Source organism: Billgrantia zhangzhouensis, from assembly GCF_021404465.1.
Taxonomy (GTDB): Bacteria; Pseudomonadota; Gammaproteobacteria; order Pseudomonadales; family Halomonadaceae; genus Halomonas; species Halomonas zhangzhouensis.
In genome coordinates this window covers 100931-118953 of record NZ_JABFTT010000002.1, presented here as the reverse complement: position 1 = coordinate 118953, position 18023 = coordinate 100931, and the positions used below count along the sequence as shown (strand labels likewise).

Sequence of the window (18023 nt, the reverse complement as noted above, 5' to 3'; positions counted from 1 at the left end):
CTCAGGCCACCGTGAGCTGCTGGGTTTCGATCCACTCCTCGGCCCAGGGCAATGCGGCATCGTCAGCCATGAAAGTCTCCATGGCATCGATTTCCAGACGCTCTCCCAGACGGGTGGCGCCTAGATCCTCGAGCATTGCGTCCAGCCGACGCCCGGCGCCACAGAAGGTATCGCCGTAGGAGCTGTCACCCAAGGCGATCAGGCCATAGCGAAGGCCGACAAGGGCCGGACTCTGCTCATCCAGCCCGCGGGCAAAGGGTACGAAATTGCCGGGAAAGTCGCCGCTACCGGTGGTGGAGACACAGAACAGCGCCAGGTCGGGCCGTTCCTCGGTCAAATCCTCCAGCGTGGGCTGCTCCAGAATGGCAGTCTCATAGCCGGCCGCCTCGAACAGCGGAGCGACCTGTTCGGCGACATCGAGCGCGCCACCATACATGGTTCCTACGAAGATCTTCAGCATTGGCATGTCGGGAATAAACCTGAATTCGTTCGACGCGATGGTACCACGACCCGCCCCTTGCCGCAGGCAGCCAGCCTCGATGAGACAGGAGCGCACGTGGCAAAGCGCAGCAAGTCGTCGAGACTCTCAGCGACGGGTTGTCGCATGCGGCTCAGGCAATGCCCGAGTATAATGGTTGGCCTCTCGTTCGAGGAGGCAACATGCTGCAGACGCAAACGTTCGAAGCCTGGATCACTCCCCTGCTCATTGGCGGCCTGATCCTGTTCATGGGCTTCATCATCTGGGACCTGGCCAAGAAATCCCAGGCCGGACGTTTCGGCACCATCATGCTCTTCGTCGTGCTCGGCGCCGGCATGATGGGCTACATCTTCAAAGTAATCATCACCTGGTTGATGGAGAGCGGCGGCATCTAGAGAAACGGCCTCATCTTTGCGCACCGGCTTTTCAGGCGAAGCCTGGGGAGATGAAACGACACCAGCCCGCTCTCTCGCGACGTACGAGAGGGCGGGCTGGCGGGTGCTACATCAGCCGGATCAGCTGGACGCCGGACCTTCGTAACGCTCTACCTGGCTCTTGAGCTTCTGCCCGGGCCGGAAGGTCACGACACGACGCGCCGAAATGGGGATTTCCTCCCCGGTTTTCGGGTTGCGCCCGGGCCGCTCGCGCTTGTCACGCAGATCGAAATTGCCGAATCCCGACAACTTAACCTGCTCGTTCTCGCGCAGACACGCCCGGATCTCCTCGAAGAAGGCCTCCACCATGGCCTTGGCCTCACGCTTGGTCAGCCCCAACTCGGCGTGGAGGTGTTCGGCCAGTTCCGCCTTGGTCAACGCTCCCATGTCTACTTCCTCAGAGTGGCGGTCCAGCCCGCCGCCTGCATGGCTTCCGGCGTGCTGCGCTAACCGCGCAGCTCGGCCCCCAGATGCTGATGCGATTCAGCGACGATGGCATCGACCAACTGATTGATTTCCTCGTCATTCAGCGTGCGCGAAGGATGCTGCCAGGTCAAGCCCAAAGCGATACTCTTGCGACCTTCGGGTACCCCCTTGCCCTGATAAACGTCGAACAAGCGAAGCTCCCGCAGCCACTGTCCTGCCTGCGCGCGGACACAATCCAGCAGCGCCTGGACGGGACGCTCCGCTCCAAGCAGGAATGCCAGGTCCCGCCGCACTTCCGGGTAACGGGAGAGCGGTTCGAACGTCGGCAGTCGACCATGGGTCAGTGCATCCTGGCGAACCTCGAACAGGAAGACCTCGACCTTGAGACCCAGCTCGGCCTTCACCCCCGGATGTAGCGCACCGATCCAGCCGACCGGTTCGCCGCGATGAATGACTCGCGCACTCTGCCCCGGATGCAGCGACGGGTGCTCGCCGGGCTCGAAGCGCCAGGCGCCCTCTTCGCCACCAAGAGCGATCAGGCTCTCCAGGTCGCCCTTGAGGTCGAAAAAATCGACCTTCTCGCGACCACCGGCCCAGCCTTCGGGGAAGCGTTCACCGCAGGCCAGGGCACCGACCATGGGGGCCTGCTCCAGCTCATCGAGGTCGCCGCGGAACACCAGTCCGGTCTCGAACAGGCGCACACGGGTCTGCTGACGGTTGAGGTTGTACTCCAACGCTCGCACCAGCCCCGGGAACAGGCTCGCCCGCATCACCGCCAGATCGCTGGAAATGGGATTAGCCAGGCGTGGCGACACGGCATCCGGCAGCAGGGCTTGCTGCAGTTCGGGAGCGACGAAGCTGTAGGTAACCGCCTCCTGATAACCACGCGCTACCAACTGGCGGCGCAAACGTGCCAGAGGGGTACGCGCCTCGTGGTCGGGGCGCAGCGCCAGACGCGCCGCCGGACGACGCACCGGCAGGCGGTTATAGCCATGAATGCGCGCCACCTCCTCGATCAGATCCTCCTCGATGGCAATGTCGAAGCGCCAGCTCGGCACCCGCGCCTGCCACCCGGCTTCGACGACACTCACCTGCATGCCCAACCGCTCGAGAATGTCCTGCACCTCAGCGCTGGGCAACGCCTTGCACAGCGCCTGCTCGAGCCGCGCCGCACGCAGCGTGACCTCGCGCTCGGCGGGCAGGTCGGTCTCGCTCGCTACCTCCACCAGCGGCCCCGGCTCGCCGCCGGCAATCTCGATCAGCAGCGCCGTGGCACGCTCTGCCGCTTCACGTGTGAGCTGCGGATCGACACCGCGCTCGAAGCGGTGCGATGCATCGGTGTGCAGCCCGTAGGAGCGCGCCTGGCCCGCCACCGCCAGCGGCGAGAAAAAGGCCGACTCGAGGAAAATGTCCCGCGTTGCCGGCCCAACGCCGGAAGACTCACCACCCATCACCCCGGCAATCGCCAACGGACCGCGCTCATCGGCGATCACCAGCGTGGAGGCACCCAGAGTGATCTCCTGGCCATCGAGCAATACCAGCCGCTCACCCTCGCGGGCCAGTCGCACCACTACGGCACCGTGCAAGTTGTCGCGATCGAAAGCGTGCAGCGGCTGGCCGAGTTCGAGCATCACGTAATTGGTGACGTCGACTACCGGGTCGATGGAGCGAATGCCACTGCGTCGTAGACGCTCGACCATCCACAGCGGCGTGGCGGCGGTGACGTCGACACCCTTGATCAGCCGACCGATGTAACGCGGGCAACGTCCGCCGTCCTCGACGCGCACGGGGAACGTCTCGTCATGACGGGGAGCGACCGGCTCGATGACGGGCGGCGTGATCGGCAGACGGTTGAGCACGCCAACCTCCCGCGCCAGCCCCTTGAGGCTCAGGCAGTCGCCGCGGTTGGGCGTCAGGTCGACCTCGACGGTATGGTCGTCGAGCCCCATCCAGGCGCGAAAATCCTCGCCGGCTGGCGCATCGGCAGGCAACACCAGAATGCCCCCCGAAGTTTCCTCGGCCAGGCCCAGCTCGGAAGCCGAGCAGATCATTCCACGCGATTCGACGCCGCGCAGCTTGGCCTTCTTGATCTTGAAGTCGCCAGGCAGCACCGCCCCCACCCGGGCAAAGGGTACCTTCTGCCCCACCGCCACGTTAGTCGCACCACACACCACCTGCACCGGCTCGCCACTGCCGTCGTCCACCTGACAGACATTGAGCTTGTCGGCATCGGGATGCGGCTGCTTGTCGACGACCTCGGCCACCACCACGCCATCGAAGGCGGATGCGACAGGCTCGACGGCATCGACTTCCAAGCCGGCCATGGTGATCTGGTCGGCCAGACCCTGTGCGCCAAGCTGCTGCGATACCCATTCACGCAGCCACTGTTCGGAAAATTTCATGATAAATCCTGTGTTCTGCAGCGGTCGGTCAGGCGAACTGGCGCAGGAAGCGCAGATCGTTATCGAAGAACATGCGCAGATCGTTGACGCCATAGCGCAGCATCGCCAGGCGCTCGGCGCCCATACCGAAGGCGAAGCCCTTGTAGCGCTCCGAGTCGATGCCGGAATGGCGGAACACCTCCGGATGCACCATGCCGCAGCCCATCACTTCGAGCCAGCCACTGTGCGAACAGACCCGGCACCCTTCGCCGGAGCACATCACGCACTGGATATCGACCTCGGCGGAGGGCTCGGTGAAGGGGAAGTAGGAAGGCCGGAACCGCACCGAAAGGTCGTCGCGCTCGAAGAAGGCGTGCAGGAAGTCCTCGATGGTGCCCTTGAGATCGGCGAAGCTCACGTCCTCATCGACCAACAGCCCTTCGACCTGATGGAACATGGGCGTATGGGTCAGGTCGGAGTCGCTGCGGTAGACGCGGCCCGGACAGACGATGCGAATCGGCGGCGCCTGCTCCTTCATCGTACGCACCTGAACCGGCGAGGTATGGGTACGCAGCAGACGCGTGGCATCGAAATAGAAGGTATCGGCCATACCCCGCGCCGGATGGTGCGCCGGGATGTTGAGCGCCTCGAAGTTGTGGTAGTCGTCCTCGACTTCAGGCCCTACCGCCACATCGTAGCCGATGCGGCTGAACAGCCCCTCGATACGCTCCAGGGTAAGGGTCACGGGATGCAGGCCACCGCTGACCTGGCCGCGCCCCGGCAGGGTCACATCGATACGCTCGGCGGCCAACTGCGTCTCGAGTTCCGCCTTCGACAACGCCGCCCGACGCGCATCGAGCTCGTCCGTCAGCGCCTGCTTGGCCTGGTTGATACGCTCCCCTGCCGCCGGACGCTCGCCTGCCGGAAGCTTGCCCAGCCCCTTGAGCTGAGCGGTGATCTCGCCTTTCTTGCCAAGATAGCGTACCCGCAGCTCTTCGAGCGCCGCGATGCTCTCGGCGGCCTGAATGGCCTGACGGGCCTCGGCGACCAGTGTCGGTAGATGGTCCATCCGTTGAGCTCCGAATCGTTGATTCTGCTGTTAGCACATCACTGGCGCACGGCAAAAAACAGCCGGGAACGATATTGACGTCGCGCCAGCGACGGCCCGTAGGGTGGCTGCCATGGTAGGCAATCACCAAAAAAACAGGGGAAGAGCGGCTGCTCTTCCCCTGCGACGGTCTGGCATCGTGTCGGGCCAACCTGAGCCGGCCCGACGCCATCGGCCGATGTCACTTACTGGGCAGCCTTGGCCTTCTCGACGATAGCGGCAAAGGCAGCCTTCTCGTGAACGGCCAGATCGGCCAGCACCTTACGATCGATTTCGATCCCGGCCTTCTTCAGGCCACCGACGAAGCGGCTGTAGGACAGGCCGTGCTGACGGGCGCCAGCATTGATACGCTGGATCCACAGGGCACGGAACTGACGCTTGCGCTGGCGACGGTCACGGTAGGCGTACTGGCCCGCCTTGATGACAGCCTGCTTGGCCACGCGGAAGACGCGCGAACGGGCACCGTAGTAGCCCTTGGCCAGCTTTAGAACTTTCTTGTGACGGCGACGAGCGACGACACCACGCTTGACACGAGTCATGGCTTTCTCCTGACTTAGATATGGGCAACCAAGGGCTTACAGATTCGGCAGCATGCGCTGAATCAGGGCCTTGTCGGCGTCGTGGATCTGCTTCATACCGCGCAGTTGACGCTTACGCTTGGTCGACTTCTTGGTCAGGATGTGGCTACGGAACGACTGCTTGTGCTTGAAGCCGTTGGCCGTCTTCTTGAAGCGCTTGGCAGCGCCGCTGTTGCTCTTGATTTTCGGCATGAGACTAACTCCGCTCGAGATTTTTCAGAAAATCCGGGGCCGATGGCCGGCACTGGCCGACCATCCGTTTGACGGGCCTACGGATCACTTCTTCTTGGGGGCAATGATCATGGTCATCTGGCGCCCTTCCATCTTGGGGAAGGCTTCCACGGTCCCGATATCCTCGAGATCCGCGGCGATCCGCTCCATCAGTTTGCGGCCGATGTCCTGGTGCGCCATTTCACGGCCGCGAAAACGCAGCGTGACCTTGCCCTTGTCGCCACCTTCGAGGAAGCGGATCAGGTTACGAAGCTTGACCTGATAATCGCCCTCGTCGGTGCCAGGCCGGAATTTGACTTCCTTGACCTGAATCTGCTTCGTCTTCTTCTTCTGAGCTGCCTTTTGCTTCTTCTGCTCGAAGACGAATTTGCCGTAATCCATGATCTTGCAAACGATCGGATCGGCATTGGAAATCTGGACGAGGTCTAGACCGGCCGCTTCGGCGCGCTCGAGCGCTTCGCTGGTCGGGACGACGCCCAACTGCTCGCCGTCGCTGTCGATCAGGCGTACCTGATCCTCGGTTATCCGCTCGTTCATTGGGGGGCGCTTGTCCTGTGGACGTCCGCGCGGGCTGCTTCGCTTGATCGTTCCGTCTCCGTTCCGGTAATTGACGATGTCGGTTGCCAACTGTCTTTACCACCTGGGCTGTACCCACCTGGGGCCTGTCAGCCTTGTTACCAGCCTTCAGCCCTGATCCGCTCGATGAAGGCATCGACAGTCATGGTGCCCAGATTTTCGCCGCTGCGAGTCCGCACGGCAACAGAGTCGGCTTCGACTTCCTTATCTCCTACTACCAGGAGATAGGGAACCTTCTGCAACGTATGTTCGCGGATTTTAAAGCCGATCTTCTCGTTCCTCAAGTCCGCCTTGACGCGAAGGCCAATTTTCTGCAAGCGACGCTCGAGATCGAGGGCATAATCGCGCTGTGCATCGGTGATGGTCATCACCACCGCCTGCTCCGGTGCCAACCACAGCGGCATCGCACCTGCATAGTGCTCGATCAGGATACCGATGAAGCGCTCGAAGGATCCCAGGATCGCCCGGTGCAGCATGACAGGCGTCTTGCGCTCGCCGTCTTCGTCGACGAACTGGGCGCCCAGGCGGCCCGGCAGGTTGAAATCGAGCTGCAGGGTTCCGCACTGCCACACACGGTTGAGGCAGTCGCGCAGTGCGAATTCGATCTTCGGCCCGTAGAAGGCCCCCTCGCCCGGCTGCAACTCCCAGTCGAGGCCGGTGGCGTTCAGTGCTGCCTCGAGGCCAGCTTCGGCACGGTCCCACAGTGCCGCCTCGCCCATGAAATCCTCGGGACGCGTCGAGAGCTTGAGCTCGACGTCCTCGAAGCCCAACTCCTTGTAAACCTTCAGGGTCAGCGCGATGAAAGCCTCGGCCTCGCTCTGAATCTGCTTTTCCGTACAGAAGATGTGGGCATCGTCCTGGGTAAAGCCACGCACCCGCATCAAGCCGTGCAGCGAGCCGGAAGGCTCGTTGCGGTGACAGCTGCCGAACTCGGCCAGGCGCAGCGGCAGGTCGCGATAGCTCTTCAGCCCCTGGTTGAACACCTGCACATGGCAGGGGCAGTTCATCGGCTTGACCGCGTACTCGCGCTTTTCCGACTCGGTGGTGAACATCAGGTCACTGTAGTGGCCCCAGTGGCCGGACTTCTTCCACAGCGACAGGTCGACGACCTGCGGCGTACGAATCTCCTGATAGCCATGCTCGATCTGGATCCGGCGCATGTACTGCTCCAGCGCCTGGTACAGGGTCCAGCCGTTGGGGTGCCAGAACACCATGCCCGGTGCCTCTTCCTGCAGATGGAAGAGGTCCATGCGCTTGGCCAGCTTGCGATGATCGCGCTTCTCGGCTTCCTCGAGGCGTTGCAGGTAGGCCTTGAGCTCCTTCTTGTCGCCCCAGGCGGTACCGTAGATACGGGTCAGCATCGGCTTGGTGGCGTCGCCGCGCCAATAGGCGCCCGCCAGCTTGGTCAGCTTGAACGCCTTCAGATGCCGGGTGTTGGGCACATGGGGTCCCCGGCACATGTCGGTATATTCCAGGTGGTGATAGAGCCGGATCGTTTCGCCCTCAGGGATCTCGCGCACGATCTCCTGCTTGTAGGGTTCCTCCCGGTGGAGGAAAGTCAGCATCGCCTTGTCGCGATCGACGTACTCGCGCTCCACGTCGTATTCAGCGTCGATCAGCTTTTTCATGCGCGCCTCGATGGCCGTCAGATCATCCGGCGTCACCGAGCGACCGAAGTCGATATCATAGTAGAAACCATCATCGATCACCGGCCCAATGGCCATCTTGGCTTCGGGATAGAGCTGCTTGACGGCGTGGCCGATCAGATGCGCACAAGAATGGCGGATGATCTCGAGCCCTTCGGGATCGCGGGCGGTAATGATCGCCACTTCCGCGTCACGGGTGATGAGATCGGCGGCGTCCACCAGTTCGCCGTCGACCTTGCCGGCCACGCAGGCCTTGGCCAGACCGGGCCCGATGGACTCGGCGAGCTGCATCACGCTAATGGGTTCGTCGAAGGTTCTCTGGCTGCCGTCCGGCAGGGTCACGATGGGCATCGAAGCGTCCTTTGCGCAGTGGTGATCCATACCAGGGATCACGTGTCGCGGTTGATAGCAGAATTCGAAAACAGAGTTCAATCCGGGAAGCGTACGGCCCACCCACTACTCTGGGCGATACGGGTGCCTTGCCAGCCGGCCCCGCCGCACGTCACGGAGCCGACAAGACTAACAGAATCGACCCTGCGTGCGCCACGAAACTCATTGCCACAGAAAAAAAGCCGTCCAGAGACAAAAGCTGCCCACAAAAACAGGGGCACCCGAAGGTGCCCCTGACATTCCGCTCCCCGGGCGTATCGCCCGGAGGCATCGATCAATCCCAGTTCAGGATCTCGACGCGACGGTTCTGAGCCCGACCCTCATCGGTCTCATTGGTCGCGATCGGACGCTCCTCACCGAAACCGCGAGTCGTCATGCGATTCTCGGCGATCCCGCGGGAAGCCAGGAAATCACGGACGGAATCGGCGCGACGCTGTGACAGCCCCTCGTTGTACTGCGCGGAACCGACGGAGTCGGTATGACCTTCGATGCGAACCCGCAGATTGGGATTCTCCCGCAGGGTGGTCGCCACCTGATCCAGAGTCTGGTGGGCGCCGGGACGAATCTCGTCGGAATCGAAAGCGAAGGTGACTTCGCTATCCAGCGTTACGGGCTCGAACTCGGTGACCGGAGCCGGCTCGGGTTCCGGCATCGGCTCGGGCTCGGCCACCGGCTCGGGCGGCGGCGTGCGGTCGGCACACAGCAGCGCGCCGATCGCCGAACCGGCCACGGCACCAATCGCAGCACCGGACTCCTCGTCAGAGCTGCCGCTGGTCGCATAGCCGATGCCGCCACCAACCAGGCCGCCGGCGATGCCGCACACAACGGGCTGCTGGTACCAGGCGTTACCGGAAGATGCGGTTGTCGCCCCTCCCGACGCTTGGCCTCCCCTCTGAAAATCGGTGGCGCAGCCAGAAAGGCCGATCACCAGTGCAGAACCCAGCAGCAAGCCAGTCGTTGATTTTTTCATTGCAAGACTCCTTCTTGATTTTCATCTCGGGGTTATGCAAAAGCGAACTCCCCGACGGTCAGGACATTCATTGACCCAACGGCTTTAAGTGTAGGCCGTTATTGGCCTTGCTCAAAGCGTCGTTGCACTCCTTTCATTGGCCATGTGCCGTTTCCTGCCAGAAAAACCTGCTGAATGGCCATTGATTAGCTTGCCGGAGTACGCAAGGCGCTGCCAACATACCTTGCTGTAGAGCCGTTGTATAGTTTCAGTGGAGGCGACTTGGCCAGCTCTGGCGAAACTTGAGCACTTCCTCCGCTGCCGCCATTACCGGGCCACGCCATTCCGCCTCGATCTCGAGCCGCTCACGGTCTTCCTGCACCCGGTCGCGCGGCGCCAGCTGCTTGCGAGCCGAATGGGTATGCAGGTGCTGGGTGCGGGCATAAACCTCGCCGAAGGCCTGGAAATCGGGCCTTTCGAGCAGATGGGGATCGAGGATATCAAGCAGCAGCTTACAGCGCCAGGCACCCTCGGTGATGTCGACCTGCTCCTGCAGCAAGGAAGAAGCAACGATCTCGAGATTGGCCAGGCAATTCTCGTGCGCCCGGCGCAACTCATCCTCGCGAAAGGCTTCCCGACGTTTCACCTCCTGCCACAGGGTGAAAGCATAGGCCGCCAGGCCAGCCACGATGGCTAGGCCCGTGGCAAGCAGGATCAGTGCCGTTGTCGTCGTCATCGAATCTCCAGGCTGATGAGTTCCGGGCCGGATTGTAACTCAAGCCGAACCCTCGACTCACGACAACTCTCCTATAACGACTCTCAGCATGACCGGCTAAATGGCCCACAAGCCGGCATAGTGGTCCAGCAACAATACGCCAAACACCCCGAGAATATAACGGATCGAGAACCAGAAGGCCGCCAGCGGCGCCTTGGGGTCGTGGCCGCGCCAGACCTTCCAGTTCCAGTACATGAAACGCAGGTTGAGCGCCATGACACCGCACAGGTAGACGACACCGCTCATGCCGATGACGAAAGGCAGCAGTGTCACCGCCACGGTCAACCAACCGTAAAGCCAGACCTGAAGCCGCGTGAACGCCTCGCCATGGGTCACCGGCAGCATCGGCACGCCCGCACGGGCATATTCATCGCGCTTGTGGATGGCCAGCGCCCAGAAGTGCGGCGGCGTCCAGGCAAAAACGATCAGCATCAGCAGCAGCGGCTCCGGCCCCAGTTGTCCGGTGACTGCCGTCCAGCCGAGCATGGGCGGCGCCGCCCCCGCCACACCGCCGATCACGATGTTCTGCGGCGTGGCACGCTTGAGAAAAGCCGTATAGATCAGCGCATAGCCAATCAACGAGCCCAGCGTCAGCCATGCCGTCAGGGCGTTGACCTGCCACAGCAACAAGGCAATACCGGCAATCGACAATAGCGAAGCCCAGGCCAGCGCCAGCGCAGTAGGCATCCGCTGGGCAGCCAGGGGGCGCTGCGAGGTACGCAACATCATGGCATCGAGCCGACGGTCGACCACATGATTGAAGGCTGCCGCACCGCCGGCGGCCATCCCAATGCCCGCCAGACCGAACATCACCGTAGACAACGCAGGCAGACTTGGCGTTGCCAGCGCCATTCCCACCAGAGCGCAGGCCAGCATTACCACCACCACCCTGGGTTTGCATAGCGTGAGCAGGTCCTGCCAGGTCCAATCGGAGGCTGCCAACTGAGCCAGCAATACGCGCTTCACACCTGCCCGCTTCATCAGCGCGTTAGACATGCACCCACTCCTTGTCCCGTCGTTTCGAACTTACGGCCTCGTCAGCCATTTCCCGCCAGTGCCAGGTCGCCAACACCATCAGCAAGACCAGCGACACGGCGCCGGCCGTATGCAGCAACGCCAGCCACAACGGCAACCACATCAGGACGTTGGCAATTCCCAACCCCAATTGAATACCATAGGCAACGACCAGCCCGCCGAGCCAAGGCCGCATGCGCGCCACTCCCCAGTAGCGTGCCGCCAGCATCGCCAACGCCAGTCCCAGTAGCAGCGCACCGATGCGATGCCCCTGATGGATAGCCGTGCGGGCATCGGCATGTAGCTGGCCGTGCAGGTAATTGGGCCCTACCGTCTGGGTCAGGTGAAACCCTTCGCTCCAGTCCATTTCCGGCCACCATTGGCCATTACAGGTGGGAAACCCCTGGCAGGCAATACCGGCGTAGTTGCTGGATACCCAGCCACCCAATGCCAACTGCAGCACCAGCAGGAGCATGGCCAGCCCCCACAGCGGTGTCAGCCGGCGCCTGGGCACGCCGAGCCCATCTCCCCTGGCAAAGCGACGCAGGCTCAGATGCAGCCACAGGAACAGGACCAGCACCGTGAGGCCACCCAGCAGGTGCAACGTCACCACCTGGGGCCACAGCTTGAGAGTCACGGTGAACGCACCGAATGCCCCCTGCAGCAGGATGACTGCCAGCAGCGCCACACTGGCCGCCCAAGGGTAGCCGGGGCGTCGACGCAACCCAGCCCCCAGCACGAGCAGGCTGATGACCAGCAGGCCCAGGGCGGAGGCCACATAACGATGGATCATCTCGACCCAAGCCTTGAACGACTCCAGCGGCGCATGGGGGGAATGCGCCATGGCGCGCTCAGCATCAGGCACTACCAAACGCCCATAGCATCCCGGCCAGTCCGGACAGCCCAATCCGGCATCTACCAGACGAGTCCAGACACCGATGAGGATCACCACCGCGGTGAGAACGACACCCACCAGGCTGAGGGTCAGCAACAAGCGTAGCCGCGACGTATTTGCCTGCGCGGGAGAGTTCGGCATCGAAGCACCCTGCATATCGGATTCCTTGACCTCGTCACGTATCGAATCGTTCTTTGCCACCCTCGCATCGCCTCAGCGATGCGTGCCATCGAGTTCAGGCGCCGCCCGAGGATCAGGATTCATGCGCAACAGATGACTGAGATCGTCCATTACGTCACGTTCCGCGACCTCTCGCCCATAGGTCAATACGACTTTGCCCTGAGGATCAAGCAGCCAGACCCGTCCCGGCCCCTGCCAATCGGGCACGTTCAGCCAATGATTGCCGATCTCGCCAGGCAGCACGACGCCCCCGCCGCCGATTCTGAGCCGGGTGACGCGTGGCGCTTCGCGGCCCAACGCACGATGCAGGCGCCACCAGCGATCGGCCTCCTGGGCACAAGCACTCGTGCAATCGAAAGCCAGTATCCAGTCGCCACCGTCTACCGTATCGAACGGCTCGGCCAAGGGCCACTCGGCCAAACGTGGGATCTCGGGTGCCAACTGGCCATGGGCCGTTCGCTGTTCGGGAATGCCGATGCGCCACTGCACCATGACCCAGGCCGTCAGTACCGGCAAGGCGAACACGGCAATCAATGCCAGCAGCTTGATGCGCTGATGGCGTATATTCACGGCTTCCTGCACCCTTCCGTCTCCTCGGATGTTGCGTTTTCGGCGCCACCTCCGTAGAGGCTGCGGTCTTTCATCAACCTGCGTCCGCCAAGGAGCATCATCACCAGAGCGGCCAGCGCCAGGCCCCACCACTGCATGGCATAGCCGACGTGGCGACTGGGCGGCATGACACTGGGCTCCCACCAAGGCTCGAGCATTCCCGCACCACGCTCAAGATGCATCCACCCCTCATGAGCGAAGTCACCAGATTTCCAGGCAGCAAGATCGATTCGTTGCAACCTGTCCCCTTCACGGTTGGGACCAAACAGCGGCGTGCCCTTACCCGCCTGCTGCCACCGCCCCTTTACCAGGACTTCTCCAGTTGGCGTATCCACCTCGGGTGACTCACGGCTCGGCCCGGTCGGCACGAAACCTCTTTGCACCAGCCATACACGGCCATCCCCGGTGCGCAAAGGGGTCAGCACCGCCACACCCAATCGCCCCTGGTGGGTACGGTTGTCGAGAAACAAGGTCCGCTCGGCCAGATAATGGCCACGCAGGGTAAGATGAGTGCCTTCGGGCGGGACCTTTCCCGGCGCCTCGAGCGTTGGCGCAGCATCCAGCCGGGCCAGATAGTCACGCTTGTCGTCGGCCCTCTCCCACTGCCATAGTCCAAGAAACACCCCTAATATCACCAGCAGCGACCAAAACAAGAACCAGGCGGCCAGCCGCCAGCTTCCTGCCCCTTGACCTCTGATGGAGTGATGCATGTTTCTCAAGACCCTGATAGCCCTCGTATTCCTGGCCATGCTGACCAGCCTGGCCGCCGGCGCCGGCTTTCTCCTCCGCGACGACTCGGCCTCGAGGCGTTTGCTGGTGTCGCTGAAGATCCGCGTCAGCCTCGCGGCGCTGCTACTGGCCCTGCTGTTCTATGGCTTCTATTTCGGCGGCCTGAGCGCCCCGTGACCCCCGGGCGCCGCGCGCAACGCCGGCGTGCCTGCGGCGCCTAGAAGACGTAGACGAACAAGAACAACCCCACCCACACCACGTCAACGAAGTGCCAGTACCAGCACGACGCCTCGAAGCCGAAATGCTCCTCGGGAGTGAAGTGGCGCTTCATGATCCTCGCCAGCATCGCGATGAGAATGATCGTACCGATGATGACGTGCACACCGTGGAATCCCGTCAGGATGAAGAAGGTCGCTCCATAGATGCCCGCCTCCAGCGTGATGCCGTAGTGGGCATAGGCCTCGTAGTACTCCACCCCCTGGATGACGATGAAGCACAGACCCAACAGCACGGTGCCCGCCAGCCAGTTGCGGCAGACCTGGCGCTTGCCCTCCTTGAGGGCCTCGTGCGCTACGGTCAGGGTAATGCTGGAGGAGATCAGGATCAGGGTATTGACCAGTGGTAGATGCCACGGGCTGAACACCTGGCCCGGACCGGAGACCGAGGGGTCCGGCGGGCTGAGCAGTGGCCAGTGGGCGGTGAACTCCGGCCACAGCAGCGCCGTGGCGCCCTTGGTACCCTCGCCCCCCAGCCAGGGAATGGCAAAGGTACGTACGTAGAAGAGCGCACCGAAGAAGGCGGCGAAGAACATCACTTCCGAGAAGATGAACCAGCCCATGCCCCAGCGGAAGGAGCGGTCCATCTGCGCATCATAGAGGCCACTGCGGGACTCCACCACCACGTCGCGGAACCACAACGCCATCACCGCCAGCACACCCACCACACCGAGCAGCAGAAGGAAGGAGCCGCGCTCGTGCACCAGCACCATGCCGGCGCCGACCATCATCACCCCAAGCGCAAGGGAGCCCAATACCGGCCATTTGCTGGTCGCGGGAACGTAATAGCTGCCACCACTCATGCTTCTTCTCCTTCTTTGTTCTGCGCCCCCGCCGTCTGGAGCGGCTCGCTCTTGCCTTCGACGGGGTAGAGGGTATAGACCAGCGTCACGGTGTTGACCTCGGGAGGCAGGTCGCGGGCCAATTGGAACACCAGCGGCAACTCGAGCCGCTCCCCCGCCTGCAACTTCTGCTCCTCGAAACAGAAACAGCTCACCTTGCGCACATGGCGCGTGGCCGTGGCGGGAGAGACACCGGGCACCGCGCGCCCCCAGCTCTCCCCTCCGCTCTGATTGCTGAAGGTGAAGTGCACCTCGGTGGTCTGCCCCGGATGCATGCGCACCTGTCGCGTCTCCACCTCCATGCGCCACGGCAGGCCGGAACCGTTGCGGGTGATGAACTGCACCGTCACCATCCGCGACTCGTCCACCTCCTCGTGGACGATGGATTGGGCGGTGGTATCCACCGCACCGTTGATTCCCGTTACGCGGCAGAAGACGTCATACAGCGGCACCAGGGCAAAGGCGAAGGCGAACATGCCGACCAGCGCCGCCACGCTACGCCAGATCGTGCGCCGTACCCCCGCCTGCCGTATCTCCCGATCGCTCTGGGTCATGCGTCATCCTCCTTGCCCGCGCAGTTCAGTGCGCCGGGCGCTGGAAGGTCGGCGGTGTCTCGAAAGTGTGCAACGGCGCAGGACTCGGCACGCTCCACTCGAGATCATCGGCGAATTCGCCCCAAGCCTGGGCCGGAGCCTTCTTGCCGCCGCGCACGCAGAGAATGATCACGGCGACGAACAGCAACTGGGAAAAGCCGAACAGGAAGGCACCGAGAGACGACACGAAGTTGAAGTCGGCGAACTGCAGCGCGTAGTCCGGAATCCGCCGCGGCATGCCGGCCAGCCCCGAGAAGTGCATGGGGAAGAAGGTCAGATTGACCCCGATCACCGACAGCCAGAAATGCCACTGCGCCAGCCTCACGTTGGGATAATGGCCGGTCCACTTGGGCAACCAATAGTAGACCCCGGCCATGATGGCGAACACCGCCCCCGGTACCAGCACGTAGTGGAAGTGAGCCACCACGAAGTAGGTGTCATGGTATTGGAAGTCGGCGGGCGCGATGGCCAGCATCAGCCCGGAGAAACCACCAATGGTGAACAGCACCACGAAGGCCAGGGCGAACAGCATCGGCGGCTCGAAACTGATCGAGCCACGGAACAGCGTCGCCACCCAGTTGAACACCTTCACTCCCGTCGGCACCGCGATCAGCATGGTGGCGTACATGAAGAACAGCTGCCCCGCCAGCGGCATGCCCACCACGAACATATGGTGCCCCCATACCATGAAGGACAGGATGGCGATGGCGGCGGTGGCATAGACCATGGAGGCATAGCCAAACAGGCGCTTGCGAGCGAATGCCGGGATGATCGCCGAGACGATACCGAACGCCGGCAGGATCATGATGTACACCTCGGGGTGGCCGAAGAACCAGAACAGGTGCTGGAACAGCACCGGGTCGCCGCCCCCCGCGGCATTGAAGAAACTGGTGCCGAAGTTGATGTCCATCAGCATCATGGTGATCACCCCGGCCAGCACCGGCATCACCGCGATCAGCAGGAAGGAAGTGATCAGCCAGGTCCACACGAACAGCGGCATGTCCATCATGCGCATGCCAGGGGCGCGCATGTTGAGAATGGTGGCAATGATGTTGATCGCCCCGAGGATGGAGCTAATGCCAGCGATGTGCAGCGACAGGATGAAGAACGTCGTCGACGGCGGCGCGTACGTGGTCGATAGCGGCGCATAGAAGGTCCAGCCGAAATTGGGACCGCCGCCCGGCATGAGCAGGGTGGAAAGCAGCAGGCCGAAGGCCACCGGCAACAACCAGAAGCTGAAGTTGTTGAGTCGCGGCAGTGCCATGTCCGGCGCGCCTATCTGCAGCGGAATCATCCAGTTGGCCAAGCCCGTGAAGGCCGGCATGACCGCCGCAAAGACCATGATCAAGCCATGCATGGTGGTCATCTGGTTGAAGAACTCCGGGTTGACGAACTGCAGCCCGGGCTGAAACAGCTCGAGTCGCACCACCAGGGCGAAGATGCCGCCGATGAAGAACATGATCAGCGAGAAGATCAGGTACATCGACCCGATCTCCTTGTGGTTGGTGGTCAGCAACCAGCGCATGATTCCCTTGGGGGGCGCCTCGTGGGCATGGTGATGCCCATGCCCGGCATCCACGGCGCTGGTGCTCTGCTCGAGAGTCGGTTGAGGAGGTACCTTAGGGGCCATCGGAATACTCCAGTGTCGTCGTCTTGTTATGCCGCAGCGGGTCAGGGTGGCCGCGACGCCTCGGCGCCGCGGCGGCGATCGTCATTGCGCCAGCCGTTCAGCGATCTCCGCCGGCTGAACCGCGTCGCCGGTATCATTGCCCCAGGCGTTGCGGGTGTAGGTGATCACCGCTGCCAGCTCGACAGGGTTCAGGGTGGTGCGGAACGCCGGCATGGCGGTCCCCGACACGCCATTGATCACGACATCCTTGTGCCACTCGATACCGGCGATCAGCTCCTCGTTGCCCGCAAGGGCCGGGAAGGCGGGCGGCGCCCCCTGCCCTTCGGGCTGGTGGCAGGAAGCGCAGATGCTGCCATAGACGCCTTCGCCACGCTCCATCAGCTCGTCCATCTCCCAATCGCGGTCGACGCCCATGGCCTCCTCGGCGGCCATCTCCTGGCGCTCCACCAGCCAGGCATCGAACTCATCCTCCTCCACCGCATGCACTACCACCGGCATGAAGCCATGGTCGACACCACACAGCTCGGCGCACTGGCCGCGGTAGATGCCCGGCTCGTTGATCTGCACCCAGTTCTCGGTGACGAAGCCCGGCACGGTATCCTGCTTGACCGCCAATTCGGGTACCCACCACGCATGCAGGACATCGTCGGAAGTGAACAGGAAGCGGACCTTGCGATTGATCGGCAACACCAGGGGCTCGTCGACCTCGAGCAGGTAATGCTCGCCGCGCTCCTCTTCACCGCGGATCTGTGCCCGGGGGGTTGCAAGGTTGGAATTGAAGGCCACGTCCTCACCCAGATATTCGTAGCGCCAGCGCCACTGTTGTCCGGTGATCATGACGTCGAGTTCGGCATCGGAAGGATCGTAGATCTTCTGTAGCGTCGCCGTAGCGGGCACCGCCATGCCGACAAGGATCAGCAGCGGTACCGTCGTCCAGATGATCTCGACAGTGGTGTTTTCGTGGAAATTGGCTGCCTTGGCGCCCTGGGAATGGCGATAGCGGAACAGGGAGTAGAACATCACCCCGAACACGACCACGCCGATGACCACACAGATCCAGAATATGATCATGTGCAGGCTGTAAATTTCACCACTGAGGTCAGTGACCCCGACAGGCATGTTCCAGCCTCTAGCCAGAGCCACCTGGCTCGAGCCGACAAGGGCCAAGCCCCCTGCCAACCAGACGAGCAGAGTGCGCATCGACGCCTCCCGATGTTTGTAGTTGTCTAGATAGCGGCAGTCCCGTATGTCAGGGGTCGGGGTTCTCATCCCAGAGAACATTAG

20 protein-coding genes are annotated in these 18023 nt (G+C 62.6%); 2 read left to right on the top strand and 18 right to left on the bottom strand.

Annotation, left to right across the window (positions count from 1 at the left end; genetic code table 11):
* Position 1: 1 nt before the first annotated feature.
* The gene (locus HOP51_RS02445; RefSeq protein ID WP_234272356.1) at positions 2-466 is read right to left on the bottom strand and encodes a flavodoxin domain-containing protein; all 465 of its coding nucleotides are present in this window, start codon (positions 464-466) and stop codon (positions 2-4) included.
* A 194-nt stretch (positions 467-660) separates the two neighbouring features.
* Here HOP51_RS02445 and HOP51_RS02440 point away from each other — a divergent pair, with 194 nt between their 5' ends.
* Positions 661-873: a DUF2788 domain-containing protein gene (locus HOP51_RS02440; protein WP_234272355.1), complete on the top strand. Its 213-nt coding sequence runs from the start codon at positions 661-663 to the stop codon at positions 871-873.
* 120 nt (positions 874-993) lie between these two features.
* Here the strand turns inward: HOP51_RS02440 and ihfA are convergent, their stop codons facing one another.
* The 13 genes from ihfA to HOP51_RS02375 all read right to left on the bottom strand — a co-directional run bounded on the left by ihfA (position 994) and on the right by HOP51_RS02375 (position 13380).
* A complete protein-coding gene (gene ihfA, locus HOP51_RS02435; protein ID WP_159552279.1) occupies positions 994-1299 on the bottom strand; it encodes an integration host factor subunit alpha in 306 nt (101 codons plus the stop codon).
* A 59-nt stretch (positions 1300-1358) separates the two neighbouring features.
* Positions 1359-3740 carry a phenylalanine--tRNA ligase subunit beta gene (gene pheT / locus HOP51_RS02430; RefSeq protein ID WP_234272354.1) on the bottom strand — a complete coding sequence of 794 codons (2382 nt, stop codon included), beginning with the start codon at positions 3738-3740 and terminating at the stop codon, positions 1359-1361.
* A 28-nt stretch (positions 3741-3768) separates the two neighbouring features.
* Entirely contained in the window at positions 3769-4788 is a 1020-nt protein-coding gene (gene pheS / locus HOP51_RS02425; protein ID WP_234272353.1) for a phenylalanine--tRNA ligase subunit alpha, read from the bottom strand.
* Between the two features lie 224 nt (positions 4789-5012).
* Complete coding sequence (gene rplT, locus HOP51_RS02420; RefSeq protein ID WP_104203667.1) at positions 5013-5366, bottom strand: 50S ribosomal protein L20; 354 nt, start codon at positions 5364-5366, stop codon at positions 5013-5015.
* A 36-nt stretch (positions 5367-5402) separates the two neighbouring features.
* The gene (rpmI, locus tag HOP51_RS02415; protein WP_089725334.1) at positions 5403-5597 is read right to left on the bottom strand and encodes a 50S ribosomal protein L35; all 195 of its coding nucleotides are present in this window, start codon (positions 5595-5597) and stop codon (positions 5403-5405) included.
* 84 nt (positions 5598-5681) lie between these two features.
* Positions 5682-6263 (bottom strand): translation initiation factor IF-3, encoded by a 582-nt coding sequence (gene infC / locus HOP51_RS02410; protein WP_267957580.1) that lies wholly within the window; start codon positions 6261-6263, stop codon positions 5682-5684.
* 47 nt (positions 6264-6310) lie between these two features.
* Positions 6311-8209 carry a threonine--tRNA ligase gene (gene thrS / locus HOP51_RS02405; protein ID WP_234272352.1) on the bottom strand — a complete coding sequence of 633 codons (1899 nt, stop codon included), beginning with the start codon at positions 8207-8209 and terminating at the stop codon, positions 6311-6313.
* A 313-nt stretch (positions 8210-8522) separates the two neighbouring features.
* A complete protein-coding gene (locus HOP51_RS02400) occupies positions 8523-9218 on the bottom strand; it encodes an OmpA family protein (protein ID WP_234272351.1) in 696 nt (231 codons plus the stop codon).
* Between the two features lie 247 nt (positions 9219-9465).
* Positions 9466-9933, bottom strand: coding sequence for a DUF2489 domain-containing protein (locus HOP51_RS02395; protein WP_234272350.1), 468 nt, complete (start codon positions 9931-9933; stop codon positions 9466-9468).
* Between the two features lie 96 nt (positions 9934-10029).
* Entirely contained in the window at positions 10030-10968 is a 939-nt protein-coding gene (cyoE, locus tag HOP51_RS02390; RefSeq protein ID WP_234272349.1) for a heme o synthase, read from the bottom strand.
* Complete coding sequence (locus HOP51_RS02385) at positions 10961-12022, bottom strand: COX15/CtaA family protein (RefSeq protein WP_234272348.1); 1062 nt, start codon at positions 12020-12022, stop codon at positions 10961-10963. Before HOP51_RS02385 ends, cyoE begins: the two co-directional genes overlap by 8 nt.
* A 72-nt stretch (positions 12023-12094) precedes the next feature.
* Positions 12095-12631: a hypothetical protein gene (locus HOP51_RS02380; protein ID WP_234272347.1), complete on the bottom strand. Its 537-nt coding sequence runs from the start codon at positions 12629-12631 to the stop codon at positions 12095-12097.
* Positions 12628-13380, bottom strand: a complete 753-nt coding sequence (locus HOP51_RS02375; protein ID WP_234272346.1) for an SURF1 family protein — start codon at positions 13378-13380, stop codon at positions 12628-12630. Before HOP51_RS02375 ends, HOP51_RS02380 begins: the two co-directional genes overlap by 4 nt.
* Between HOP51_RS02375 and HOP51_RS02370 the strand changes: the two genes are divergently transcribed.
* On the top strand, positions 13379-13576 hold the full coding sequence (locus HOP51_RS02370; RefSeq protein WP_234272345.1) for a DUF2909 family protein: 198 nt from the start codon (positions 13379-13381) through the stop codon (positions 13574-13576). The two genes, HOP51_RS02375 and HOP51_RS02370, sit on opposite strands and share 2 nt — an antisense overlap.
* 40 nt (positions 13577-13616) lie before the next feature.
* On the opposite strand, the gene HOP51_RS02365 is transcribed toward HOP51_RS02370, so the two are convergent.
* The 4 genes from HOP51_RS02365 to coxB all read right to left on the bottom strand — a co-directional run bounded on the left by HOP51_RS02365 (position 13617) and on the right by coxB (position 17939).
* Entirely contained in the window at positions 13617-14477 is an 861-nt protein-coding gene (locus HOP51_RS02365; RefSeq protein WP_234272344.1) for a cytochrome c oxidase subunit 3, read from the bottom strand.
* Positions 14474-15070 carry a cytochrome c oxidase assembly protein gene (locus HOP51_RS02360; RefSeq protein WP_234272343.1) on the bottom strand — a complete coding sequence of 199 codons (597 nt, stop codon included), beginning with the start codon at positions 15068-15070 and terminating at the stop codon, positions 14474-14476. Before HOP51_RS02360 ends, HOP51_RS02365 begins: the two co-directional genes overlap by 4 nt.
* Before the next feature lie 25 nt (positions 15071-15095).
* Entirely contained in the window at positions 15096-16739 is a 1644-nt protein-coding gene (gene ctaD, locus HOP51_RS02355) for a cytochrome c oxidase subunit I (protein ID WP_234272342.1), read from the bottom strand.
* An 81-nt stretch (positions 16740-16820) separates the two neighbouring features.
* Positions 16821-17939 (bottom strand): cytochrome c oxidase subunit II, encoded by a 1119-nt coding sequence (gene coxB / locus HOP51_RS02350; RefSeq protein WP_234272341.1) that lies wholly within the window; start codon positions 17937-17939, stop codon positions 16821-16823.
* Between the last annotated feature and the right edge of the window lie 84 nt (positions 17940-18023).